This window comes from Algoriphagus sp. (assembly GCF_046296635.1).
Lineage (GTDB): Bacteria > Bacteroidota > Bacteroidia > Cytophagales > Cyclobacteriaceae > Algoriphagus.
Genome location: NZ_JBKBKZ010000018.1, coordinates 75094 through 98904, shown reverse-complemented (window position 1 = coordinate 98904; position 23811 = coordinate 75094). Strand labels below are relative to the sequence as shown.

The 23811-nt window shown below is 41.1% G+C and carries 23 protein-coding genes and 1 tRNA gene; 14 read left to right on the top strand and 10 right to left on the bottom strand.

The genetic code is table 11. The features are described from left to right. Positions 1-255 precede the first annotated feature (255 nt). On the bottom strand, positions 256-1449 hold the full coding sequence (locus ACK4HU_RS14055; protein ID WP_409807760.1) for a polysaccharide pyruvyl transferase family protein: 1194 nt from the start codon (positions 1447-1449) through the stop codon (positions 256-258). A 456-nt stretch (positions 1450-1905) separates the two neighbouring features. Here ACK4HU_RS14055 and ACK4HU_RS14050 point away from each other — a divergent pair, with 456 nt between their 5' ends. From ACK4HU_RS14050 to ACK4HU_RS14010, 9 genes are all read left to right on the top strand, one after another. Beyond that, complete coding sequence (locus ACK4HU_RS14050; RefSeq protein ID WP_409807758.1) at positions 1906-3459, top strand: lipopolysaccharide biosynthesis protein; 1554 nt, start codon at positions 1906-1908, stop codon at positions 3457-3459. After that, entirely contained in the window at positions 3452-4378 is a 927-nt protein-coding gene (locus tag ACK4HU_RS14045) for a glycosyltransferase (RefSeq protein ID WP_409807756.1), read from the top strand. Before ACK4HU_RS14050 ends, ACK4HU_RS14045 begins: the two co-directional genes overlap by 8 nt. A 25-nt stretch (positions 4379-4403) precedes the next feature. Further along, a complete protein-coding gene (locus ACK4HU_RS14040; protein ID WP_409807754.1) occupies positions 4404-5486 on the top strand; it encodes a glycosyltransferase family 4 protein in 1083 nt (360 codons plus the stop codon). A 223-nt stretch (positions 5487-5709) separates the two neighbouring features. Next, positions 5710-6906, top strand: coding sequence for a glycosyltransferase family 4 protein (locus tag ACK4HU_RS14035; protein WP_409807752.1), 1197 nt, complete (start codon positions 5710-5712; stop codon positions 6904-6906). A gap of 13 nt (positions 6907-6919) precedes the next feature. Then, positions 6920-8125, top strand: coding sequence for an O-antigen ligase family protein (locus tag ACK4HU_RS14030; protein ID WP_409807750.1), 1206 nt, complete (start codon positions 6920-6922; stop codon positions 8123-8125). Beyond that, positions 8122-9114, top strand: coding sequence for a glycosyltransferase family 4 protein (locus ACK4HU_RS14025; protein ID WP_409807748.1), 993 nt, complete (start codon positions 8122-8124; stop codon positions 9112-9114). Before ACK4HU_RS14030 ends, ACK4HU_RS14025 begins: the two co-directional genes overlap by 4 nt. Positions 9115-9137: 23 nt before the next feature. Then, positions 9138-10832 carry a right-handed parallel beta-helix repeat-containing protein gene (locus ACK4HU_RS14020; protein ID WP_409807746.1) on the top strand — a complete coding sequence of 565 codons (1695 nt, stop codon included), beginning with the start codon at positions 9138-9140 and terminating at the stop codon, positions 10830-10832. 6 nt (positions 10833-10838) lie between these two features. Beyond that, the gene (locus ACK4HU_RS14015; RefSeq protein WP_409807744.1) at positions 10839-11774 is read left to right on the top strand and encodes a glycosyltransferase family 2 protein; all 936 of its coding nucleotides are present in this window, start codon (positions 10839-10841) and stop codon (positions 11772-11774) included. A gap of 204 nt (positions 11775-11978) precedes the next feature. Next, positions 11979-12695 carry a sugar transferase gene (locus ACK4HU_RS14010; RefSeq protein ID WP_409807742.1) on the top strand — a complete coding sequence of 239 codons (717 nt, stop codon included), beginning with the start codon at positions 11979-11981 and terminating at the stop codon, positions 12693-12695. A 523-nt stretch (positions 12696-13218) separates the two neighbouring features. Here ACK4HU_RS14010 and rplS read toward each other — a convergent pair. The 4 genes from rplS to ACK4HU_RS13990 form a co-directional block, all read right to left on the bottom strand. Continuing rightward, the gene (gene rplS / locus ACK4HU_RS14005) at positions 13219-13584 is read right to left on the bottom strand and encodes a 50S ribosomal protein L19 (RefSeq protein ID WP_409807740.1); all 366 of its coding nucleotides are present in this window, start codon (positions 13582-13584) and stop codon (positions 13219-13221) included. 75 nt (positions 13585-13659) lie between these two features. Beyond that, positions 13660-14349, bottom strand: coding sequence for a tRNA (guanosine(37)-N1)-methyltransferase TrmD (gene trmD / locus ACK4HU_RS14000; RefSeq protein WP_409807739.1), 690 nt, complete (start codon positions 14347-14349; stop codon positions 13660-13662). Between the two features lie 4 nt (positions 14350-14353). Continuing rightward, positions 14354-14884, bottom strand: coding sequence for a ribosome maturation factor RimM (rimM, locus tag ACK4HU_RS13995; RefSeq protein WP_305352563.1), 531 nt, complete (start codon positions 14882-14884; stop codon positions 14354-14356). A 12-nt stretch (positions 14885-14896) separates the two neighbouring features. Next, positions 14897-15505, bottom strand: a complete 609-nt coding sequence (locus ACK4HU_RS13990; RefSeq protein WP_409807737.1) for a 30S ribosomal protein S16 — start codon at positions 15503-15505, stop codon at positions 14897-14899. Positions 15506-15759: 254 nt separating this feature from the next. Here ACK4HU_RS13990 and ACK4HU_RS13985 point away from each other — a divergent pair. After that, positions 15760-15831: transfer RNA gene (locus ACK4HU_RS13985), tRNA-Arg, on the top strand. A 22-nt stretch (positions 15832-15853) separates the two neighbouring features. Continuing rightward, a complete protein-coding gene (locus ACK4HU_RS13980) occupies positions 15854-16096 on the top strand; it encodes a GIY-YIG nuclease family protein (RefSeq protein WP_409807735.1) in 243 nt (80 codons plus the stop codon). A gap of 151 nt (positions 16097-16247) precedes the next feature. On the opposite strand, the gene fumC is transcribed toward ACK4HU_RS13980, so the two are convergent. The 4 genes from fumC to mazG form a co-directional block, all read right to left on the bottom strand. After that, positions 16248-17648: a class II fumarate hydratase gene (fumC, locus tag ACK4HU_RS13975; RefSeq protein WP_409807734.1), complete on the bottom strand. Its 1401-nt coding sequence runs from the start codon at positions 17646-17648 to the stop codon at positions 16248-16250. 75 nt (positions 17649-17723) lie between these two features. Beyond that, on the bottom strand, positions 17724-18215 hold the full coding sequence (locus ACK4HU_RS13970; RefSeq protein ID WP_409807732.1) for a hypothetical protein: 492 nt from the start codon (positions 18213-18215) through the stop codon (positions 17724-17726). Between the two features lie 91 nt (positions 18216-18306). Beyond that, positions 18307-18687 (bottom strand): RidA family protein, encoded by a 381-nt coding sequence (locus tag ACK4HU_RS13965; RefSeq protein WP_409807730.1) that lies wholly within the window; start codon positions 18685-18687, stop codon positions 18307-18309. A 260-nt stretch (positions 18688-18947) separates the two neighbouring features. Further along, positions 18948-19748, bottom strand: a complete 801-nt coding sequence (gene mazG / locus ACK4HU_RS13960; protein ID WP_409807728.1) for a nucleoside triphosphate pyrophosphohydrolase — start codon at positions 19746-19748, stop codon at positions 18948-18950. 71 nt (positions 19749-19819) lie between these two features. Between mazG and ACK4HU_RS13955 the strand changes: the two genes are divergently transcribed. From ACK4HU_RS13955 to ACK4HU_RS13945, 3 genes are all read left to right on the top strand, one after another. Beyond that, positions 19820-20050 carry a hypothetical protein gene (locus ACK4HU_RS13955; protein WP_409807726.1) on the top strand — a complete coding sequence of 77 codons (231 nt, stop codon included), beginning with the start codon at positions 19820-19822 and terminating at the stop codon, positions 20048-20050. 64 nt (positions 20051-20114) lie between these two features. Next, complete coding sequence (gene glmM, locus ACK4HU_RS13950) at positions 20115-21509, top strand: phosphoglucosamine mutase (protein ID WP_409807724.1); 1395 nt, start codon at positions 20115-20117, stop codon at positions 21507-21509. Positions 21510-21541: 32 nt separating this feature from the next. Further along, on the top strand, positions 21542-22684 hold the full coding sequence (locus ACK4HU_RS13945; protein WP_409807774.1) for a cysteine desulfurase family protein: 1143 nt from the start codon (positions 21542-21544) through the stop codon (positions 22682-22684). 338 nt (positions 22685-23022) lie between these two features. Here ACK4HU_RS13945 and ACK4HU_RS13940 read toward each other — a convergent pair whose 3' ends face one another. Then, a complete protein-coding gene (locus ACK4HU_RS13940) occupies positions 23023-23766 on the bottom strand; it encodes a hypothetical protein (protein WP_409807722.1) in 744 nt (247 codons plus the stop codon). Between the last annotated feature and the right edge of the window lie 45 nt (positions 23767-23811).

Below are 23811 nucleotides of genomic sequence, written 5' to 3'. Positions count from 1 at the left end.
AAAGGAATCCATATCTGAGTTTCTTTTTTGGTTCAAAGAAAATTAAATATCACTATACGCTTTTCTGCCAGTAGGCGAATATTCCACAGGCTAGTGGCTGGAAGACGGGAGACCGAAGACGGAAGAGGCTCGGTCACTATTTCCTGAAATCCAACCATTACGAAACTTTATACCTAAATTCAGGCTTTCTTCGGTCTCCCGTCTTCGGTCTTCCAACCAAATTTTTTAAGATAATGCCCATACCAAAAACAGATATTAATTATTTCCTTCCATCACCTCAGCCATTTTCTGAAACGCTTTTTTGATCTCCCTGATCTGCGTGTTGCGTGATTGCTCCAAATCACGTTTATCCAGATTTTTAGCAATTTGAAATTGCTCGAAAATACCGGAAAACTCAACCGCATAATTGTTTCCTTCTACGCCCCAAGTACCGAGGTAAGCATTCAACTTTTCGACTTTCAAACCCACATGAGGAACTGCATAACTCATGGCAGTAATTGCCCCATGAAGACTTGTACCAGCATAGCACTTCGACTCACCAATCAAATACATGATGTCCCATATCGTATCCGCATCAAAATACCTGTAAGGACAAGTCAAACGGTTACCAAGATCTTTTAGGGCCACATCATCATCATGATCCAAAGCTTTCCCGATCGGACAAAGGCAAATACTTGTCTTTCCTTCGGAATAGATTCGATCCACTTCGGTGGCAATGATATCCAACTTACCATTAGTGGTCTTTTTGTTGATTTGGACAAAGACATACTCCCCTCGGTTTTCGGACACAAATGCTTTTACCTCAGAACTGACGTTTTGTTCAAGCCAGGACAATGGATAAAACTCCGACATCAAAATGGCCGAATCAGGAAACAAATCAACTTTCATTCCTTCCTGCGCTAAATTCGATAAGGTAATTCTATCCCTCACAGCAAAGTAATCGGCCTTTTTAAGCTTGTTCTTCAAGAAATAATATTTTACAAAAACCTTGGCACTCAATCCCGATCCACCCAAGGAATTGAGAATAATGGAATTCACTCCCTTGAAATCTTTTTTGTCAAAAACAAAAGGAAGCTCGGTTCGCCCTTTCAAGATTTTTTGAGCAAATCGATTTAGATTAAAAAATTTGGAGATTCGGATATGTCTTTTGTTGATTTTCTGAAATAGCGGATTCAAAGCAGCATACAGTGAATTCCAAGTCACTCCCAAAGCCTCACCGCCCGCGATGATGACATTTACCTTTTCATCAGGATTATCACACTTCTGATAGAATTCCTGTAAGCCCTCAGTCGGTAAACCTCCAACTTCGGATAAATCCGACTTGACCAATCCAAAAAACTCAAACTCGGCATATATGCCTTGCGAAACCAGTTGTTTTTCTATTACAAGCGGAAACAAAAGGTCACCGTAGTTATAGCGGTCAAAAGCTCCAATTATTAATATCTTCATCTGTTTATAATTTGATTTTTAAGGCTAGACCTGCTTTCGGAGTAGGTGCATTGTAATTATTCCTCTGTTCGTCGTTTCTCTTTTTTTCATACGCGCAACCATATTCAAAGAGTGAAGCGAATAACCTCAGTGACCTTGAAAAAGGCAAGTTGAGCCAGTAATTTCTGAAGTAAAGGTTAAGGTCAAATCTTTGAAACATCTTTTCTCTGAAATCCCTGCTTGCGATTGGCAGGTCTGTGATAAAAAACCTTTGCGCTTCTTCGTGTCCTTTGCGGTGAAAAAAAGTACTTGATTTATTTTAGACCAATACCTTTAACAGGAACTGTTTTTGAATGAATTATTAGCGATAAACCAATTTAGTTTGTCTTTTTGACAATGACTTTACAAATTCTATTCTAGATTTCTCCAATGAATAGTTTATACATCCTGTAAAGCCTTGCGAATAATCTTTAAACAATGAGTAATCAACAGGCTGCAAAGCGTATTTTTTCCGGGACGGTCTGGGGTATTTTAGCCAAAATCCTTGATGCCGCAGCCAAGTTTGTGACCATCCCACTGCTCGTTGGATATTACGGGAAAGCTGATTACGGATTGATCGCCCTTGCTTTTTCCTTGAATGCCTATTTGCGTCTGATGGATTTGGGAATGAATGTGGGCTCTGTTCGCTTCCTGGCAATTTGGGAAAATGCGAAAGACTGGACCAGCATCTCTCGGGCTTCCCGATCCAGTGTCATGTTTTATGGAGCCATTGGATTGATCAATTCGATGATTTTCATCTGGATGGGCAATTATGGGCAAGAACTTTTCAACTTGTCCGCCGAACAAATCCCGATCTATCGGGTGATGATGTACATTCTGGCTGCCAGTACAATTCTCAACTGGCTTTCCAACGTCATCATCCAGTTACTCAGCGCCAAGGATGAATTGGGCTATGTCAATCGGGTTAACGTAATCAGTAGCGTCCTAAACTTCCTCGTTGCATTGGTCGCCATCAATCTCCAATGGTCTTTGCCGGTTTATTTTGTCTTTTACACGCTTTCCACCCTCATTCCAATCCCATTCAATATTTATAAACTTCGGGTTTTTCCAATTGCTTTAAAAAACCTATTAGGTCCAAAATGGGACGGCAAAATATTCAAAGAAATCTTAGGATACAGTTCTGCTATATTTCTGATGGGGCTTTTTCAACTCACAGCCAATGAACTCCGGCCGATTCTTCTAGCCAGATATGCTAGCGGAATTGATGTTTTGACTGACTATCGGGTCATCCAGACTATCGCGATGCTCGTGATCTCCTTTGGAACTGTATTTCTTCAAGTTTTACTTCCGGCTGCATCCAAAGTTTATGCGGAGAAAAATCAGGAGAAAATGGAGAAAATGGTCTTCGAGGCAACTCGGTTTATCTCCATGTTTCTGACTGCGGTCGTCTTTGTGCTGGTACTGAATTCTGACACCATTTTGTTACTGTATATGGGTGAGGAATACCTTCACCTGACTATCTGGCTAAATATCTGGCTTTTCACAGTACTTCTTAACATGCATAATACTCCCGTTGCGAGCTTGGTTTTATCTTCTGGTAAGACGCGTTTTTTGATCTATTCTTCCGCAGTTGCTTGCATCGTGTCCTTACCAATCACTCTCTTTCTAGCGCCGTCTTATGATGTTGGGGCAGCAGTAATGGGATACTTTGTTTACATGATGATTCAGATTGGGTTTTTCTATGTGTATTATATCCCGAAGGTCTTAAAGCTAAATAGCAAGCGGATTTTCTTTGGAGCTTTTGGTCCGGCTGTATTGTGGGGCTTGGTGGCATTTGGGATAGCTTACTTGGCCAAAAACTTGCTCAAGGATGTTCAGGGTCTTGTATTAATTCTACTTGTTTCAGCTGTGTTTGTCATTCTTTTCGGATTTTTCCTCCGAGTTTTCGTAGTTAAGGGAGTAGATATCAGTCGATTCAAAAAACTCTTGAAAAAGCCAGTTCCCTCCCCTTTTCCATCAGGCAATGATTAAATTTTCTATTTGTATTCCAGCATATAAGAGTAAATACCTCAAAGAATGTATCGATAGTATTCTCGTTCAAACAATTCCTGATTTCGAATTAATTATTCTTAATGACTGCTCCCCCGAACCTGTAAAGGAAATAATTGCCGCTGTGGATGACCAAAGAATCCGGTATTTTGAAAATGAAAAAAATGTAGGACCTGTGAATTTGGTTGACAATTGGAACAAATGTCTCAATTACGCAATTGGGGAGTTTGTCATCATAATGGGGGATGATGACATACTTGCTCCACACTATTTGGAAGAATTTCTAAGTCTGATTTCCACTTTTCCAGACTTGGAAGTTTACCACTGCAGAAGTCTGATCATCGATGACTTTGGCAATGAAGTCATGCTCACACCGTCTTTGCCACGCTTCGAACATGTTTATGATTCGATTTGGCATCGACTTCATCAGCTTCGATCAAATTATATTTCAGATTATGTTTATCGAACTGAAACTTTACGAAGTCGAGGAGGATTTTTCAAACTTCCACTGGCATGGGGTTCCGATGATATCACTGCATTTATCGCTAGTGCTGAAAAGGGAATAGCACACAGCAATGAGCCGGTTTTTCATTATCGAAGCAACAGACTCTCCATCACTTCCACAGGTCGCGATCAGGACAAAATGGAGGCAGACCTCGGATATGCAGACTGGCTAAAAACATTTCTGAAAAATAATCCTCCAAAAAAATCAGACGAAGTAGTCTACACCCATTTGTCAAGAAATCTGGAGCATTATATAAGACTGCGCAAAATCTACACGATGATGGTTTCCATGAGATCAAATCGCTTCAGTAAATTAATGATGTGGATCAAGGGTCGTGAAAAATTCAGTTTATCCCTTGGGACCATCTTTGTCGCATTTTTGAAGAGTTTTAGGTAACCCAAATACAACATCCAAGCACGGAATGAACGTCATTTTTAACCCCTCGGAAAACAAGGAAAACAAGTACATCGACATGCTAGTCAATGCACTGAAAACTGCTGGTTACGAAGTAGTTCCGCTCGATGGATTATTATCAAGTTGGAAACATTTTAAAAGCATCCAACTCGTCCACTTAAACTGGTTTGAAAATCTGGATGAAAGCAGTAAGGGAGCTACGCTTAAAAGTTTTTTTCGAAAACTGATAGCACTCATTGCCATACGACTTGGCAATAAAAAGCTGGTTTGGACCATGCACAATCGGATTTCCCATGAAAAGAAGTCAGGAAAATGGAGCAATATCCTCAGCTCTTTACTCATTCGCTGGGCGGATTCGATAGTGATCCACAGTGAAGAATCACGTGTAAGATTGAGTGAAATATCTCCAATCTTTCTGAGCAAAGTCGTACATATTCCTCACCCGGACTTCATTGGAATCTATGGACCAATTCTTCCTAGCGCTGCGCATGAACTGGAAAATCCAATTAAACTGGTTTTTATTGGAGCGATCAAGCCATATAAAAACATTGAGTTGCTTATTCGCTTAGCTCGGAAATTTCCGGACTCCATTGACATTTCCATCATGGGTAATCCAAATACACCAGAATACAAAAATGAAATTCAAGAGCTGGGAAAAGGACTTCCGAATCTTCATCTGAAATTTGAGTTTATCCAAGACGAAGAATTACCTGAAATTTTGGCAAATTCAGACTTGGTCATTCTTCCTTACAATCTGGAAAGCAGTCTGAATTCAGGGACTGTGATTTTGGCTTTCTCCTATCAAAAAACTGTCATTTGCCCTAAAATCGGCACTATCAATGACTTTGGAAAGGTTAATTCAGCTATCTTCTCCTATGATTACTCCACGGCTGAGGAACATTTTGAGAAACTTGTTGACCGCATAAATCTGGCCCTCGAACTTAGGAAAACCAATCCATTGATTTTTGAAGAAATGGGCCAAGCGATGTTTTCAATGGTTCAGGAACAAAACGATAAAGCGATTGCCGGTCAAAAACTCGTTGCACTCTATTCTAAACTTCTCGGTGGTCAACCCGGCGGAAAAGCTTAAATTTTACATGAATGAAATCGAGCCATATGAAAGCAAAACAAAATGTAGGAAAGAAATCTATTTTTCAAAAATGTAATGACAATTTGAAAGTTTGAAACATAGTTCTTGTCACTCTGAGCGAAGTCGAAGAGTCCTCGACTCCGCTCGGACTGACACATCATTCTGCTCTGATAGGAAGCTAATCAAACCTACGACATGCATCTGACCTTTAAAATTTTAACCGATGAAAATCCTCTACATCAATTCTTTATACAGCCCCATGATCGAAGGGGGAGCGGAAATTTCTCTGAAATTGATCGTGGAAGGATTGAAATCAAGGGGTCACGAGGTGGTTGTGGTAAGTTTAAGTCCTGATCTTGGGTTGAAAGAAGATAGTGTTGACGAGGTAAAAGTCTATCGAGCAGGCCTGATAAACAGTTATTGGCCATATGCCAAAGAGAAGCCTGGCAAACTTTCACGATTGGGTTGGCATGTCACTGATCGGATAAATACCGAAATGGGAAAAGTGGTAAAAGAAATTTTGGAACTGGAAAAACCCGACATCGTATCCTGTCACAACCTTGCCGGCTGGTCAGTCAGCGCTTGGGATGCAATTCATGCATCCAGAATTCCAATCGTCCAAGTGCTTCATGACCTGTATTTGCTGTGTCCAAACAGTAACATGTTCAAGGGAAATTTACCCTGTATAAATCAGTGTACTTCCTGTAAACTTCTCCGACTTACCCATCCTAATAAGTCAAAAAAAGTGAATGCGGTAGTCGGGATCAGTCAGAATATTTTGACACGATTTACAACTGCGGGATATTTTAAAAAGTCCGGGAAATATGTGATCTACAATACCCGGGCAGTTGAAGCACCAGCGATTAAACCCATAAGACAAAAAGATCAAAAACTTATCATTGGCTATCTAGGCACGCTTTCTTCGATCAAAGGAATTGAATGGCTAATCGATCAATTTAAAACACTTGGATTTCCTGCCAATCTCTTAATTGCTGGCAAGGGGGAAGTAAAATTTGAAAATAAACTGAAAAAAGCGGCAAAAGGACATTCTATTGAATTTCTCGGCTATCAAAATTCACAGGAATTCTTTTCAAAAATCGATGTGCTGGTAGTTCCTTCCCTTTGGCAGGAACCGCTTGGAATGGTAGCCATCGAAGCCTTGGCCAATCACATTCCCGTGATTGCCAATAAAGCCGGAGGATTACAGGAGACGGTCCAAGATCGAGTGAATGGACTTTTTTGCTATGCCCATCGGCCTGAATCTCTTGGAGAGGCATTGACCAAGCTTTACTTAGAACCTGAACACTACAATGAAATGAGCGCTGTAGCGCGAAAGTCAGTCGAAGATATTTTGAGTACAGCTAGAATGATATCGGAATATGAAACCGTATTGAATCAAACCCTTCTAAAATCCATTTGATTCTGCACGGAACATGACTGAATTAAACCCAAAATCTCGCTTCAGCATCCTTCAAACGTGGCAGGGCATGGGTTTGGGAGAATTATTGTTTTTGATATCGATTGTATCTGTATTCTTTCCGGTAAAAATCTATCCTGCGTTCTTCTTAATCTCCAGCATTCAATTCTACAGAGAATCGCCAAAAATTAAACTGGAAATCTGGAGCATTGCTTTGCTTGTTTTTAGTGTCTATGCTTCGCTGAGTTTTGCATTCACTTTTGAAGGGGACACATTTACTTCGGTCAATTTGGCCAAGCTTCTGATCAACTTTTGCTTTTTGTTCTTTTCAATTCATTGGCTAAGAGGCCGAGACAATTCCCTGCTTTTGACACGTTTGGAACTGGTACTGATCGTTGCCTTCGTTCTGGTATTGATCCAACTTCTAGTTTATCATGAAGCGATGAATTTCCGATTGATCACCGGAAGTTCCTCTTCGGGTCAAGCCAGTTCACTGTATAATAAATCGCTGTATTTCTGGGGATTAGATGACAAAAACATGTTTGGAGCACGGATTGCTCTACTCGGTTTTATTTTGATTTGCATTCCGATTGTGGCTAGAGATGCCGTCTCGGTTTTAAGGGTTTTGATAGTTTTTGGAATTGCTTTTTTAAGTCTTTCAAGAACACCACTTATCGCCTTGTTGATTGGTGTTTTCCTCCTTTTCTGGATGGTGGCTTCCAAAAATTGGCGAATAGTTCTGATTATCGGAGTACTTATTTGCCTTCCTTTCCTACTGGGTAAGGTCATCCGGGTTGATAATCTAACCGCTTCTAATGATGGAATGGGAATTCGGCTGGTCTATTGGAAGGCATTTTTCCTGCATTTCACAGAAATTTCTCCGCTCGGAAATGGCTTTTTGAGTGCACCGGAGTTCTTAAGCAAATACGCCGATTTTTACAGAGGTGAACCTCATATACACAACACTTTTCTGTCCGCATACCTTGAATTGGGCATCGTCGGATTGCTGTCTTTCATCAGTTTTCTGTGGTTTTTCTTCAAAGAAAGTGCGGCTAAGTTTTCCAATCTCGCATTCCAATTTCTGTTATTTCTGCCTCTGCTTTCGATTATGATGATCCTCTATTCAGGCTATGACAATGATGTGGTCTTGTATTTGATTCTGATGTTCCTTCTGGCGAATGTTCGACCAATTGATTTCAAAAAACTGAAAGTTACCCTATGAATAATCCAACCCATGTAATTGTAGACCCCAGGTGGGCTGGAAACACCGGAATCGGCAGATTGTACAAGGAGGTTTTGAATCAAGCGCCAATCAATACTACTTGCTCATTTATCAAAAGTGACATGAAAGTGAGTAATCCACTTTCACCACTCATGCTGGGAATTCAGGCCAATGATTCAGGGGCGGATGTGTTTTATAGTCCATCTTTTATGCCTCCGGCACGTTGCAAAATTCCCTTCATTTTTACGGTTCATGATCTGATGCACCTTTTCTATTATTCCGGCTTTCATAAATTTTATTACAAAAAGGTCATCGCCAACTTGGCTCAAAAAGCAAAAAAAATAATCACTGTATCTCAATACAGCAAACTACAGCTGGAGGAATTATTAGGAATCCCAGGTTCACTGATTGAGGTGATTTACAATGGAGTGGATCGAAGTTTTTTCGAAAATGAGGAATCGTACTTCTCAGAAAGACCCTATTTTCTCTTTGTGGGAAATAGGAGAAAAAACAAAAATATCCCTGCGATGCTGACAGCTTTTGCTCAGGCAAAAATCCCAAAGGAATTCATTTTTGCACTGTCGGGTGATGAAGATGTAGAGCTTGCTTCATTGATCAGTGCACTTCAAATCTCAGACAGAGTGAAGTTTTTGGGTTTCATTCCGGAGGAAGATCTGCCTAAAATCTACCATGGCGCTCATGCCACGATGTTTGTTTCGCTCATGGAAGGTTTCGGTCTGCCAGTCATCGAATCCATGGCTTCGGGCACTCCTGTTTTGACATCATCGGTCAGTTCATTGCCTGAGATTGCGGGAAATGCGGCTTTATGTGTGGATCCAAGTAATACTTCTGCCATTATAGCTGGATTAGAAAGATTGGTCAATGACAATGATTTCTACCTTCAATGTGTAAGCAGGGGAATGGAAAGAGCCCAGCAATTTTCATGGGAAACCACAGCGGACCAAACGTGGAAGACAATTCTTTCCTAAGAGTTTATTAAAAGTAGAATACAATGAAATTTTCAATCCTTACGAGTTGTTTTTTATTGATTTCAGCCTTTTGCTTTTGCCAATCTCCTTTTGCGGAAAAGAAGGGAATTCTGAATATTATCGATTTTGGAATCACTGAAGATGGGCAATCTGATCATACCGAAGCAATTCAAAAAGTAATCGATAACGCCAAGGAAGGTGAAACAGTTTACATACCCGAAGGCACTTTTCTGGTCAGGACCCTCTTTCTCAAAACAGGTGTCAACATACTTTCTGATGGAATATTGAAGCAGCATTCAGCGGCTAAAACCGGAGATTTTTCTCTTGAAAAGCAAAACTCTCCTAATCCCCTCCTCCTGGGAAAGGGAGTAAACAGCATTCATATTTCACTAAATACAAAATCTATAAATGAGGCAATTGTCCTCAACAGTTCCCAAAAAATCACAATTCAGAACAGCAACCTAAAAGGCGATTCCTCCAAACTTCTCTCTTATCCGGGAATCTCCATTTTTCAGTGCAGTGAAATATCCATCATTTCAAGTAAGGTATCCGGCTTTGGGATGCCTAGAAAAGAAACGCACAAATATCAGCCCGGAACCGGGATCAGAATCATGACCAGCAATACGATTTCAGTTCGGGATTCTGAGATTTTTGAAAATGGGGAAAATGGAATATTCATTCACGGTAGCCGGAAAATTGAAGCCATCAACAATGTCATTCACTACAATGGTATGTCTGCGATACAAGTTGCTTTTGGCAATACCGGCAAAGAGGCTGACTACAGATTTTCCGGAAATGTCATGGATCAAAACGCCGCTGATGCAATTGATATCAACAACCGTTCATTGCAAAAATTAAAAGATATTGATTGTATAATAGATGATAACATCAGCTGCTATAATGGTTTTGTAAACGGGGAATCCACTCTGGATGGATCTGGGATCGGGACATTGATCAATGTTTCAAACGTCATTCTTTACAAGAATATTGCAGTGAAAAACAACCGTCCAGCGATCTATGTGGAGAGCTGCGATTTGATTTTAGTAAAGGAAAACCAAGCGGATAACCAAGTAGAAGTTGTTTTGGATTTGGGAGAAATGTTAATCGATTCAAATCAGTTTAGCAGTGTGAACCTTATTGCAAACGTAAATGCTGAAAAACTTACCCTTAGAAATAATCAATTCGGTTCGCTTTCCCTCCCCAATGGAATTTCGGTCAAGGAATTTGTAATCGAAAATAACACCATCAAGAATGCCTCTCTTAATTTCAATTTGACCGAAGGAAATATCAAGCTTTTGGGAAACACGATAAAGAGTGCACAGCCTTCAGGCGCTATTCTATTGGTGAATGTTTCATCGGCACTTTTGAAGGAAAATGAAATTGAAAGTTTGGGTGGAATAGCGGTAGCTATCCGAAAAACTGCTTCTCCAGTCGAATTAATCAAAAACACAATAAGCTCCGTTCAGGCATGTGTCAAGGAAGAAGGTTCATACAATCTATTGCTTAAAGGAAATAGCTTTACTGCAATTCAAGGAGCGGAAGAAAGCCACACCGTCGTCAGCAACTATCCCAGTAAACTTCGACTTGAAAATAATGAACACCACGGAATTTCTGACCAAGATGCCATCCTCATGGTAGGAACAGGAACTGCTTCAGTGAAAAATGAGCGAATGATTTCTGGGAGATCTAATTTTGGGAAAGTGAAAATCGACGACTAATCGGCTATGAGCATAGATCCAGCGATGAAAGTCTACCTCTTTATTCCAACCTTGAATCCAGGGATTCTTTGGTCTACAGTGATTGTGTCAATAAAATCCCAAACTTACCCAATCGATAAGGTAATCATCATTGATTCTGGATCTACTGATGGGACACTGGAGCAAACAATCGCTGAAGATTTCCAGCTTATTACCATCTACAAGGCGGATTTTGATCATGGCGGTACTCGTCAAATGGCGGTATCCCAATTTTCTGATGCGGATATCTATTTGTTTATGACGCAGGATGCGATTTTAGCAAGTGCCGATGCCATTGAACTGATGGTAAATACTTTTGCAAAAAATCCCAAAATAGGTATGGCCTATGGTCGACAACTCCCGCACATAGGAGCAAAAATCCTCGAATCGCATGCTAGGCTTTTCAATTATCCTCCACAGTCTCAAACCAGAAGTATAAAGGACGCACCAAAATATAAGATAAAGACCATTTCGTGTTCCAATTCTTACGCCGCTTATCGAAGAGAGGCATTTGAGGAAGCAGGAGGATTCCCATCAGGGACCATTTTAGGCGAAGATGTCCTGATTGCCGGTTCAATGCTTTTGAAGGGATGGGCGATGCGATATTTGGCAGAATCTTGCGTGTATCATTCTCACGATTACAGTGCCAAGGAAGAATTCAAACGGTACTTTGATATTGGTGTATTTCACGCAGACAATCCTTGGATTTTTGAAAATTTTGGACGTGCTGAATCTGAAGGTTTGAAATATTTAAAATCAGAGTTTCGCTATGTTATTTCTAAAAATCCGTTCGTTTTACCAAAATCAATTTCTTCACTCCTAGCCAAATGGCTCGGTTATAAGCTTGGTATGTGGCACAGGATTTTTTCAAATTCCTTTAAGAAGTCAATCTCGATGCATAAAGGCTATTGGAAAAGTGTGTAGTTTATCCACACTTTGTTAAAATAGAATTGTGGAATAACTCCACAATTCTATGGATTGACTCAATCAACTACCTTATTTAGATTTTTTAACCATTAATCCTGCCCGATCTACTGGATTTTTGATCACTATTTAAAATTTTCCGGTTATGGGCATTCAAATTGAATAAAAGGAGATACAGCCAACTATTATTTAACCATTACTACTATGATTACTGGAAACCAACATCAAGAGGTAATATTCAACGGCTACCAAAATAGCGCGTTTTTACCAGATATATTTTCATTCGAACGATTCAATACCGGTTCTATTTCTCAAAATATCGCGGACAAAATAGATTTGAGTACCCGCTTCGCCAAAAGATCCTTCGATATCTTATTCTCTGCGTCTGTCATCATTTGTGGGTTGCCAGTGTTTATGTTGCTGATAGCGATCACCAAATTAACCTCAAATGGCCCGGCATTCTACAAACAAGAGCGTATCGGAAGAAACGGAAAGCCCTTCAATATTTACAAATTCAGAAGCATGATTGTGGATTCAGAAGTGAATGGACCTCAATTGACTACCGATGATGATCCGCGGATTACCAAATGGGGAAACTTCATGAGAAAAACCCATCTTGACGAACTTCCACAATTTTGGAACGTGCTTGTTGGTGATATGTCTGTCGTAGGGCCAAGACCTGAGCGGGAATATTTTATCAAGCAAATTGTAAAGAAGGCACCTGCATATAAAAGTTTACTTTCTCTCAAGCCGGGTATCACTTCTATAGGCCAAGTCGATTATGGATATGCAGAAAATGTAGAAGAAATGTGCGAACGAATGACTTTGGATCTGGATTATTTGGAAGAAGTTAACCTTGCAAAAGATCTATCCATCATCGTCAAAACAGTCGGTACCATGATTTATGGGAAGGGAAAGTAACCTTCACTTTATCTCCTTTAGATAACTCAAGATGCAGATTCGCATTCTTGAGTTTTTTTTGCGTGTAGACCATACACGTTTCCATTTAGAATTTGGCTTTGATGCTGAATTTTCGGCAACCCTCTATTTTTAAACCCACATAGTCATATAGTAAAATGTGTGTATCCGTAATCCTGCACGTTCTCAATTAAAAATTGGGTTTGATGGTGAATTTGGGAAACTCCCCCTTTTTAAAGGGGGCAAGGGGGATTTAAATCAAAAATTTCTCCCGGATTCTACTACTTACGTGCAACATTCTGAATAATCCTACAATAAAACATAGAGAAGTGGCTTTGGACCGCCAAAAGCTATGGGCATCTAAAATCTATGTGACGCTATGTACCTATGTGGTGAATCAATTTTGGAATGCAACTGGAAGGATTCTTTTTAGGTTCTACCACGAATTTTAAGGTGATCCAATAGACTAAACTAAAAAAGGAACCCATTTCTGAGTTCCTTTTTTGAGTTTTTAACCGAGCAAGAATTAGCTTCTTGGTCTGATTTTCTCCTTGATACGAGCAGCTTTACCCTGACGTCCTCTAAGGTAGTATAGACGAGCTCTTCTTACTTTACCTTCTCTTAGCAAGTCGATTTGCTCGATAGCTGGGGAAATGATAGGAAAGATACGCTCTACACCGATACCGTTAGATATTTTACGTACAGTGAAAGTTTCACCGTTTGTATTCGGGTTTTTTCTTTGGATCACAGTTCCCTGAAACTGCTGGATACGCTCCTTGTTACCTTCTTTGATTCGTACGTGTACGTTGATGGTATCACCGGCTTTGAAAGAAGGGAACTTGGCTCTCGCCTCGCTGTATTCCGCTTCTACAATTTTCATTAGTTCGCTCATAGCTCTATATTTTATGCTTTCGCAGTTTGCCACCGCAGTGGCTTAAATGAATTACTTTTTTAAATCTTGTCTCGCCTACTCCCAACCGGTGCCTTGTAGCAGATCTGGTCGTTTTTCCTTGGTTCGGCGAACCGATGCTTCAAATCTCCACTCGCTTATTTTGGCCTCGTGCCCTGAAAGCAAAACTTCCGGAACTCCGATACCCTTGAACTCCGCTGGTCTAGTGTACACCGGTGGTGCCAATAGCCCATCTTGAAAGGAATCCGTCAAAGCAGAGGTCTCGTCATTCAATACTCCCGGGATCAATCGAATAATAGCATCAGCAACTACTGCTGCGGCCAATTCTCCTCCCGAAAGGACGAAATCTCCGATGCTGATCTCTTTGGTGATAAACAAATCTCTCACCCGCTGATCCACTCCTTTATAGTGACCGCAAAGGATCAGGAGGTTTCCAACTTGCGAAAGTCCATTTGCCATGGATTGATCAAAGGTGTCTCCATCGGGGGTCATGTAGATGATTTCATCGTACGTTCTTTCCTTCTGAAGTGCCTCGATGCATCGAGCGATTGGCTCAACCATCATGACCATTCCGGCTCCACCACCAAAGGCATAGTCATCGACTTGCTTTTGTTTGCCAGTGGCATAATCTCTCAAATTGTGAATTCGAACGCTCGCCAGTCCTTTTTCTTCTGCTCTTTTCAGAATAGAATGTGAAAAAGGCCCTTCGAGCAAGCCCGGCACCACAGAGATAATGTCAATGTGCATGGATTTAGTCTTCCAGATAAATTTCAAGTAAGCCGTCGGGTAGCTGGCAGAAAACTTTCTTTGCTGCCTTGTCCACTTTGAGAATAATGCCGTCCTGAATAGGTATCAGAACTTCTTTTCCCTGATGGGTCACTCCGAGGAGATCCTGTGTCTCCAGATCATATACGATCTGCACAGGCCCGATCAGTCCTCTAGTCTCGTCAAAGACTTCAAAACCAATCAATTCGTGAAAGTAATACTGATCCTCTTCCAGTTCTTGAAGCTCTGTAAGCGGAAGATAAACTTCCGAACCTACTAGCCCTTCTACTTGGTCGATGGTGTTCAAATCCTCAAACTTGGCCAGTGCCTTGTTTCCGGGTTGAAGCACAAAATGCTCCAGGAAAAAAGGGATTAATCTGCCTTTCTGTTCGAGAAATAGATGCTTGAGGTCTTCATAATCCTCAGGATAATCTACATCCAGCATCACGTTTACTTCACCACGAAGTCCATGAACTTTGGCTACATAGCCTAATTGAAAGCACTGCTCCTTGTTCATGGGGAGAATTTATTATGCTTTAGGCTCTTCGCCTTCTGCAGATGCTTCAGGAGCAACTTCTTCAGAAGCTACTTCAGCCTCAGTTTCAGCTACAATTTCCTCAGCAGCAGCTACAGGAGCAGGGTTGTTTGCGGCTTCAGCAGCTGCAAGCAATGCCTTTTGCTCATCTTCTTTTGCCTGCTTGGCATCAATTCGAGCTTGATTTTTGGCAGTTTCAGCGGCAAGTGCCTTAGAACGAGCATCTGCTTTTGCAGTAGCCAGTTTGTCGGATTTGTCAGCGATTTTAGAGTCCTTCTCGCCCAACCAAGCATTGAATTTGTCGTCTGCTTGTTCTTGAGTGATGGCACCTTTCAATACACCAATCTGAAGGTGTTTCTTCAGCATGATACCTCTGTAAGAAAGCATTGCTTTCACGGTATCAGTTGGCTGAGCTCCATTCAACAACCAGGTAAGAGCGCGCTCATTGTTGATGTTGATGGAAGCGGGGTTTGTGTTCGGGTTGTAAGTTCCGATTTTTTCGATGAAGCGTCCATCTCGTGGAGCTCTAGCATCAGCTACAACGACGTCATAGATGGCTTGTTTCTTTCTGCCTCGACGTGCTAATCTGATTTTTACAGACATAATTGTTTAGATTAAGTGATTGGATGGATCTCGTCCACCCTAAATTTGGAGTGCAAAGATAGCTTAAATGATTGGAAAGCCACAAGTTGAGTTCAGAATATTTGCCAGAAAGTTCAGATTTACTTTATCTTGCGGATCTGTTCAATTCTTGGGCTTGTATTTACTTGCTTGTGGGTAGGGTTCAACGGATAGAACAGGCGTTTCCTAAACTTTGAAATTTGCTTTGGTCTCCAAAAGGGAGATTCTTTATTTATGGTCCCGTAGTTCAATGGATAGAATAGAAGTTTCCTAAACTTTAGATATGGGTTCGATTCCCGTCGGGACTACTAACTTTTGATCAAATCAACTATGTATTATGCATACGTGCTCAAAAGCAAAAACTTTGAATACTTTTACAAAGGTCATTGTAGCGACCTGATTAAGAGGTTGGAACAACATAATTCTGGGATGACAGTTTCAATTCGTCCATATATCCCTTTTGAGGTTGTTTATTTTGAAGAATTTGAGAGTTTGAATGAGGCCATCAAACGAGAGAAATATTTCAAATCATCTCGGGGAAGAAAATTTTTAAAACAAAAATTGATGCCGTAGTTCAACGCTCGCCCGGCTGACGCCAGTCGGACGGGGATAGAACAAGCGTTTCCTAAACGCTAGATCCAAGTTCGATTCTTGGCGGGGCTACTTAAAACCAAAAAAGCCGCCCATTGGAGCAGCTTTTTTGGTTTTTAAGAACTTCAAAAACTTACTTCAATCCACCGATCATATCCTCCGGCTTCACCCATTCGTCGAATTGCTCTGAGGTAAGTAAGTTTAAAGCTATTGCAGCTTCTCTCAAGCTTGTTCCTTCTTTATGTGCTTTTTTGGCAATTGCGGCTGCATTTTCATAACCAATATACGGATTCAAAGCAGTCACCAGCATCAATGAATTCTCCAAGTGACGCTGAATCATCGATGTATTTGGTTCGATGCCGATCGCACAGTTGTCATTAAATGAGACACATGCATCTCCTATTAATCGGGCAGACTGTAGGAAGTTAGCAGCGATCAGTGGCTTGAACACATTGAGCTCGAAATGGCCTAGCGAACCACCGATTGAAATTGCTACATCATTACCCATCACTTGCGCAGCCACCATCGTAATCGCTTCTACTTGCGTTGGATTGACTTTGCCTGGCATAATAGAAGATCCCGGTTCGTTCTCAGGAATCAGAATTTCACCGATTCCTGATCTAGGCCCTGAAGAAAGCATTCTGATGTCATTAGCGATTTTCATCAGAGAAACTGCCAATTGCTTTATTGCTCCATGAGATTCTACCATGGCATCATGGGCAGCCAAAGCTTCAAACTTATTAGGTGCAGTGACAAAAGGATGCCCTGAAAGTTCCGCAATCTTCTTAGCCACCAGTTCAGAATAACCCTGCGGTGTGTTAAGTCCTGTACCTACGGCAGTTCCGCCCAAGGCCAATTCCGATAGGTGAGAAAGCGTATTTTTCAATGCTCTCAATCCATGGTCTAGCTGAGCGACATAACCGCTAAACTCTTGTCCGAGAGTAAGTGGAGTCGCATCCATAAAGTGGGTACGTCCGATTTTTACGACACTTTTGAAAGCTTCTGCTTTTTCAGCCAAGGTATCTCTCAGCTTCTGAACACCGGGAATGGTGTTTTCCATCACCATCTGATATGCCGCAATGTGCATAGCAGTCGGATAGGTATCATTGGAGGACTGAGACTTATTTACATCGTCATTAGGGTGGATTTTCTTTTTGGCATCTTCCAAAGAACCACCTAAGAGCACATGTGCTCGGTAAGCAATCACCTCATTTGAGTTCATATTGGATTGGGTACCCGAACCAGTCTGCCAAATCACAAGCGGAAACTGATCATCATGTTTTCCGGCAGTGATTTCATCACAAACGGTAGCAATGATATCTGCTTTATCCTGATCCAAAACGCCAAGTTCAGCATTGGTCAATGCAGCTGCCTTTTTCAAAATCGCAAAAGCCTTGATAATTTCGATCGGCATGCGGTTTTTTTCACCACCGATTTTGAAGTTGTTGATTGAGCGTTGGGTCTGTGCACCCCAGTATTTGTCTGCTGGAACCTCCACAGGCCCCATGGTATCTTTTTCGATTCGGATTGACATATTATTTGGTGTTTGGGTTTTTAATTTAAGTCGCAAAGTTAAGGTCAAAAGGCCTTTTAGCCTAAAAACCAGAACTTATTCCTTACCCTTCATTTCAAAATTGATCAGCTCATGGAAAACTTCCCTGGAGGATTTTACTTGTCTGTGAAAAAAGAAAATCCCTAATACGTAATTTAAAATGGCCAGTCCCAAACAAATAAATCCATACAGATAATTGTTTATTGGACCAAAGTAAAAGGCTGAAAATGCAAGCAGAATGATACTCCAAAAAGCAAGAAAAAAAACAGCTCCGGGAAATAGCCTATAGCGCATGAAAATGATACTTCCTCTAGGAGTGGACTCCACTTCTCCTGTGATCAAAGGTAAAAAGGTGTCTCCTCTATTGATGGCTTTGGATATTCTAAATCCTTCTTGCCCAATCATACCATTGAATTTGATCTTGGAATTTTGTTGAGTCCTGGGATCCAAAAAATTTACTTCTCGAGTCACACGGATCAAGTGACCCAATATTTCCTTTTTGGAAAGGGCGCTGACAAGTGTTTCGCTATGGTAGGGAAGAAGATTCAAAATTGTTATTTCATCTGTTTATAATTTGATTTTAAGTAGTCAGATGGAATGCCCTAGATAATAATTCCCTTTGATGAAATAATTTTTTTGGTCATTTCACTGCAATACAGGAGATTTCAACATTCACATTTTTTGGAAGCCTACTTATCTCAACTGTTTCTCTGGCCGGAGGGTTTAACTTAAAGTACTGTCCATAAGCTTCATTGATGGTGCCAAATTGCCCCATATCGAGGATAAAAATGGTGCATTTGACCACATCTGCAAAAGAAAAACCAGCTGCACGTAGTACTGCCTCCATATTTTTCATCACTGCATGCGTCTCTTCTGTTATGTTTTCATTAATCAATTCGCCTGTCTCGGGATCCAAGGCAATTTGACCTGAGATGTACAGCGTATTTCCCGCCAAAACCGCTTGGGAATAAGGACCAATCGGTGCTGGTGCTTCGGGGGTGAAGATTATTTGGATGGGCATGTTTGGTAAAATTGAGTTGTTAATTGTAAAGAGTAAATGGTAATTGATTATTGACCAGTGATCATTGATAATTGGAAATTGGTCATTGATAATTGTTATTTCAGATTTCTGACTTCAGCCTTCTGACTTATTTCTGCAAACTGTGACTGATTACTGATCACTGAAACTTCCCGAAATACTGAGTTACCTCTTTTAGCTTTCTGACTTCAGCCTTCTGACTTTCTGCCAACTGTGACTGACCACTGATCACTGCAAACTGCCTACTTCATCTTTGCTTCATTCCAATACACATCCATTTCAGCGAGGGTCATTTCACTCAGGTTTTTTCCTGCTGATTTTGCAGCATTTTCAAGGTATTGAAAGCGCTTGATGAATTTTAGATTTGTTCGTTCCAGGGCTTCTTCTGGGTCTATTTCGATGAATCTGGCATAGTTGATCAGTGAGAAAAGCAAATCCCCAAATTCAGCCGTAGCTTTCTCTTTATCGATTTCTGAATCATTTAGTACATTAAATTCTGCTTTGAATTCCTGCATCTCTTCTTCTACTTTTTCCCAAACCTGATGCTTTTCTTCCCAATCGAATCCAACGCCACGGGCTTTTTCCTGGATTCTCATGGCTTTAATCAAGGCTGGCAATGACTTGGGCACTCCACCCAAGACAGACACGTTTCCTTTTTCTTTCAACTTGATTTTCTCCCAATTTTGACTCACGGTTTCAGCATCGTTTGCTTCCACATCACCATAAATATGAGGATGCCGACGGATTAATTTTTCACAAAGTGTGTGAATTAAAGTCGCCATATCGAAAGTGCCTTCTTCGGAACCAATTTTGGCATAAAACACGATGTGGAGCAAAATATCTCCCAGTTCCTTTTTTATTTCTTCAGGATTTCCTTCCAGAATCGCATCTGAAAGTTCGAAAGTTTCTTCGATCGTCAAATGCCTCAAGCTCTCTGTGGTCTGCTTTTTGTCCCATGGACACTTAGCACGAAGCTCATCCATAATAGTCAACAATCTATCGAAAGCTGCGAGTTGCTCGGCTCGGGTACTCAAATTTGACATGTCTTGGGAAACTAAGCTGGAATTGTGAACGTTTCGAAGTAAAGCTCTAAATTTGCGCAAATTTATCCGTTATGACAACAGTATTCATCACCGTAGGCTTTGTGGCATTATTCTTCATTCTGATGTCTGTGAGACTAATTTTCCTCAAAAACGGTGAGTTCAAAGGTACATGTGCTTCCCAAAATCCCTACCTCAATAAAGACGGAGGAACTTGTGGCTACTGTGGCAAAACAGTGGATTCCAACAGTGCCTGTGGCAATCCTGACAATGAGGTAGACAAGGTTATGGCCAAATTCAAATAAAATCTGATCCTGTCGCAAACGGGATTTTTTAGCTATTCACTTTTAATTAAAATAACAAACTACTGTGTCGCTTATCAAATCTATATCAGGAATAAGAGGAACCATCGGAGGTAAAGCCGGAGAAGGTCTCACTCCTGTTGACGTTGTAAAATTTACAGCAGCTTATGGTGCTTGGGTAATCGAAAAAACCAGCAACCCAAAAGTTGTCATCGGTAGGGACGCAAGAATTTCTGGAGACATGATTTCCCGATTGGTTTCAGCCACCCTTCAGGGTATGGGTATTCATGTTATTGATCTTGGCCTTAGCACCACACCGACAGTTGAACTTGCAGTTCCTTGGGAAAATGCCGGAGGAGGAATAATCCTGACTGCAAGTCATAATCCGATGCAGTGGAATGCTTTGAAACTTCTCAATTCAGAAGGGGAATTTATCTCTGACGAGGAAGGTAAAACCATTTTGGAAAAAGCTGACAATGAGTCTTTCTCATTTGCAGAGGTTAAAAAACTCGGAAGCTATACTCAAATTGACGATTACATAGACCGTCACATTCAGCATGTGTTGGATCTGGAATTAGTGGATGTTAAAGCTATCAAAGCCAGGAATTTTAAAATTGTGGTGGATGGTGTCAACTCAACAGGTGGAATTGCCATTCCAAAATTGCTACGAGCATTGGGTGTCACCGAGATCGAAGAAATGTACTGTACTCCTGATGGACATTTCCCTCACAATCCTGAACCGCTACCTGAAAACCTTCGCGATATCTCCAAAAAATTGGAAAAGGGAAGTTTTGACCTTGGAATCGTAGTTGATCCGGATGTGGATCGTTTGGCCTTTGTCAACGAGGACGGGTCTATGTTTGGTGAAGAATATACACTTGTGGCAGTTGCTGATTATGTTTTGAGCAAAACTCCGGGAAATACAGTTTCAAACCTTTCTTCCACTCGAGCCCTTCGTGATGTGACAGAGAAAAGAGGTGGGAAATACACCGCTGCTGCTGTGGGCGAAGTGAATGTCGTCAATCAAATGAAAGCTGTGAATGCAGTCATTGGTGGAGAAGGAAACGGGGGAATCATCTATCCCGCTTCTCACAATGGACGCGATGCTCTAGTTGGTGTGGCGTTATTTCTGACTCACTTGGCAAACTTCGGTAAGTCAATCTCCATGTTGAGAGCGACCTATCCCAACTACCATATTTCAAAAAACAAAATTGAACTCACTCCTCAGATCAATGTAGATAAGATCCTTATGGAAATTAAGGATAAATACAAAAAACACCCGATCAATGATATCGATGGAGTGAAAATCGACTTTGAAAAAGAGTGGGTTCACTTGAGGAAATCCAATACTGAACCGATAATTAGAATTTACTCTGAGTCAGAATCGGAAGCGACAGCCGAGCATTTGGCAAAGAAAATCATGCAGGACATCAAAGAAGTGGTTAGTGCTTCCTTGATTTAACCTTCAAAATTTATCACCCCAGCCCAAGTATGATGAAAGTTTATTTTGATAATGCCGCTACCACAGCAATGGACGATCGGGTGATCGAATCTATGCTTCCTTTTATGAGATCTCATTATGGCAATCCTTCCTCGGTCCACAGTCATGGTCGGGAAGTGAGGAGTGCCATTGAGAAATCCAGAAAAAAGGTGGCGGAGCTACTCAATGCCAGTCCTTCGGAGATTTTTTTTACCTCAGGAGGAACAGAAGCAGATAACACAGCCTTGGTATGTGGAATCGAAAGTCATGGAATCACTCACGCCATCACTTCACCGATCGAGCACCATGCAGTCCTTCATACCTTGGAAGTCTTGGCAAAAAAAGGAGTTGTAAAACTTAGTCTACTTGATGTCAATGACAAAGGGGAAATTGAGCTGAGTCAACTGGAAGAATTGCTAGAGACAAATCCCAAAACTCTGGTTTCTCTGATGCATGCCAACAATGAAATCGGAAACCTGAATGATCTGGAAAGAATCGGAGGATTGACTAAAGAATACGGTGCTTTTTTTCATTCTGATACGGTTCAGACAGTTGGGCATTTTGTTCACGATCTGAAAAACCTTCCTGTCGACGCCATAGTAGCCGGAGGTCACAAATTTCATGGACCTAAAGGATCAGGTTTTCTTTTTGTAAGAAAAGACAAAAAAATCCACCCATTCATCCATGGTGGTGCACAAGAGCGAAATATGCGAGGTGGAACGGAGAATGTAATCGGAATCATCGGAATCGCAAAAGCTTTGGAACTCGCATATGAAGATATGGCCGGACACCGAACTCAAATTGAAAGAATCAAAAAGCATTTTATTGAAAAACTGTATCAGGAAATCCCTGGCGTGGAATTCAATGGACTTTCTGAAGATTTAGCCAATAGCTTGTACACTGTCTTGAATGTCAGTCTACCTCCTTCAGATTCGAACCGCGGTATGCTCCTCTTCAATTTGGATTTGGAAGGAATCTCAGCCTCCGGTGGATCCGCTTGCAGTTCGGGTGCTACAGTGGGATCCCATGTGCTGAGAGCGCTGAATCATAATCCTGAGCGCGATTCAGTAAGGTTCTCTTTCAGTAGGTTTAATACCGTAGAGGAAGTTGATTTTGCTGTCGGAAAGCTAAAGGAGCTTTATACAGTGGAAGCATAAAAGAAGGACTATTCCATAATGCTGCTTGTCACATTGAGTAGGGAAATCGCTGATTTACTTTTTTTTAACCGCAAAGCGCCTCGAACGCAAATGTTCTCGCAAAGGAAAAATTTTTACCACAGAGTTCTCTGAGAGAAAAGTTTCGTGAAGTCAGCGAGTAAAAAGAACTTCATTCAATCAGTGCACTTTATACCTTTTTTGAGGCCACAGAGTATGCGCTTCACTTAAATATCTATAAGATTCTATCACATTATAATCGAAAAAAATCTGTGATAATCTGCGAATTTTTCTGCGTTAATCTGCGGGAAATTTTTAAAGAGCGTACAATTAGATATTACTTAATTCGCCGGCTTGTAACCTATGGCGTAGGGCGTCCAGATCTCATAGATCGGAGCACCAGTCGAACTTAAGCCACTGTGGTGCCATTCTCCATCGATCACCTCAAAATCAAACCCAAGACTAGCGCCTACGCGGCTATTATCCCTTGAAAAGAAGGTGATATTTTCGATATACTTTCCATTTACAGCGGAATATGTTCCTCCGCCTGTACCAGAAAATTCCTTGGTTTCGGAATTAAATGCAATCCATTGGAATCGGCCCCCGCTCAGAATTTTAACAGTTCTGCGAGCACCGGGAGTCGAACGGGAAATTTGATCATCCCGCTTTCTTCCGGTGATCACCCAGTTGCCAGTAAGATCATCATTCGCATCCGATATTCTTTCCCAAGTCTCGACCAACATCCCATTATTTGTATTCGCGGACAGGACCAATTTCTTTCCATCTAATTCAATTTTAAAAGGAGTAGTAGTACCAATCTGAAGTGGATTTAAAGTAAAAAAATCGAGCGTCTCAGAATATTTCCCATCCTCGAATTTATAAGGCCCTCCACCTGCACCGATGAAGGCGTTGTCAGCGACATTCTTCACCCCAAAGGCAAAATAATCATCTTGGTAAATCTTAATGTACTCTTGGTCTTTAACTTCATTACCATTTTGGCTTACCAATTTCCAAGAACCATCAAGACTTTGACCGCTGACAAAACCGGCCAGAAACAGGAGAGGGAGTATCAAGAATTTTGTCATAGTTATTTGGATTAATTGCAATTAATTTCAAAAGCTGAGCCAAAA

Coding starts and splice junctions, on each gene's coding strand:
- ACK4HU_RS14055 (WP_409807760.1), bottom strand. CDS start 1,449: ATGAAGATATTAATAATTGGAGCTTTTGACCGCTATAACTACGGTGAC.
- ACK4HU_RS14050 (WP_409807758.1), top strand. CDS start 1,906: ATGAGTAATCAACAGGCTGCAAAGCGTATTTTTTCCGGGACGGTCTGG.
- ACK4HU_RS14045 (WP_409807756.1), top strand. CDS start 3,452: ATGATTAAATTTTCTATTTGTATTCCAGCATATAAGAGTAAATACCTC.
- ACK4HU_RS14040 (WP_409807754.1), top strand. CDS start 4,404: ATGAACGTCATTTTTAACCCCTCGGAAAACAAGGAAAACAAGTACATC.
- ACK4HU_RS14035 (WP_409807752.1), top strand. CDS start 5,710: ATGAAAATCCTCTACATCAATTCTTTATACAGCCCCATGATCGAAGGG.
- ACK4HU_RS14030 (WP_409807750.1), top strand. CDS start 6,920: ATGACTGAATTAAACCCAAAATCTCGCTTCAGCATCCTTCAAACGTGG.
- ACK4HU_RS14025 (WP_409807748.1), top strand. CDS start 8,122: ATGAATAATCCAACCCATGTAATTGTAGACCCCAGGTGGGCTGGAAAC.
- ACK4HU_RS14020 (WP_409807746.1), top strand. CDS start 9,138: ATGAAATTTTCAATCCTTACGAGTTGTTTTTTATTGATTTCAGCCTTT.
- ACK4HU_RS14015 (WP_409807744.1), top strand. CDS start 10,839: ATGAGCATAGATCCAGCGATGAAAGTCTACCTCTTTATTCCAACCTTG.
- ACK4HU_RS14010 (WP_409807742.1), top strand. CDS start 11,979: ATGATTACTGGAAACCAACATCAAGAGGTAATATTCAACGGCTACCAA.
- rplS (WP_409807740.1), bottom strand. CDS start 13,584: ATGAGCGAACTAATGAAAATTGTAGAAGCGGAATACAGCGAGGCGAGA.
- trmD (WP_409807739.1), bottom strand. CDS start 14,349: ATGCACATTGACATTATCTCTGTGGTGCCGGGCTTGCTCGAAGGGCCT.
- rimM (WP_305352563.1), bottom strand. CDS start 14,884: ATGAACAAGGAGCAGTGCTTTCAATTAGGCTATGTAGCCAAAGTTCAT.
- ACK4HU_RS13990 (WP_409807737.1), bottom strand. CDS start 15,505: ATGTCTGTAAAAATCAGATTAGCACGTCGAGGCAGAAAGAAACAAGCC.
- ACK4HU_RS13980 (WP_409807735.1), top strand. CDS start 15,854: ATGTATTATGCATACGTGCTCAAAAGCAAAAACTTTGAATACTTTTAC.
- fumC (WP_409807734.1), bottom strand. CDS start 17,648: ATGTCAATCCGAATCGAAAAAGATACCATGGGGCCTGTGGAGGTTCCA.
- ACK4HU_RS13965 (WP_409807730.1), bottom strand. CDS start 18,687: ATGCCCATCCAAATAATCTTCACCCCCGAAGCACCAGCACCGATTGGT.
- mazG (WP_409807728.1), bottom strand. CDS start 19,748: ATGTCAAATTTGAGTACCCGAGCCGAGCAACTCGCAGCTTTCGATAGA.
- ACK4HU_RS13955 (WP_409807726.1), top strand. CDS start 19,820: ATGACAACAGTATTCATCACCGTAGGCTTTGTGGCATTATTCTTCATT.
- ACK4HU_RS13945 (WP_409807774.1), top strand. CDS start 21,542: ATGAAAGTTTATTTTGATAATGCCGCTACCACAGCAATGGACGATCGG.
- ACK4HU_RS13940 (WP_409807722.1), bottom strand. CDS start 23,766: ATGACAAAATTCTTGATACTCCCTCTCCTGTTTCTGGCCGGTTTTGTC.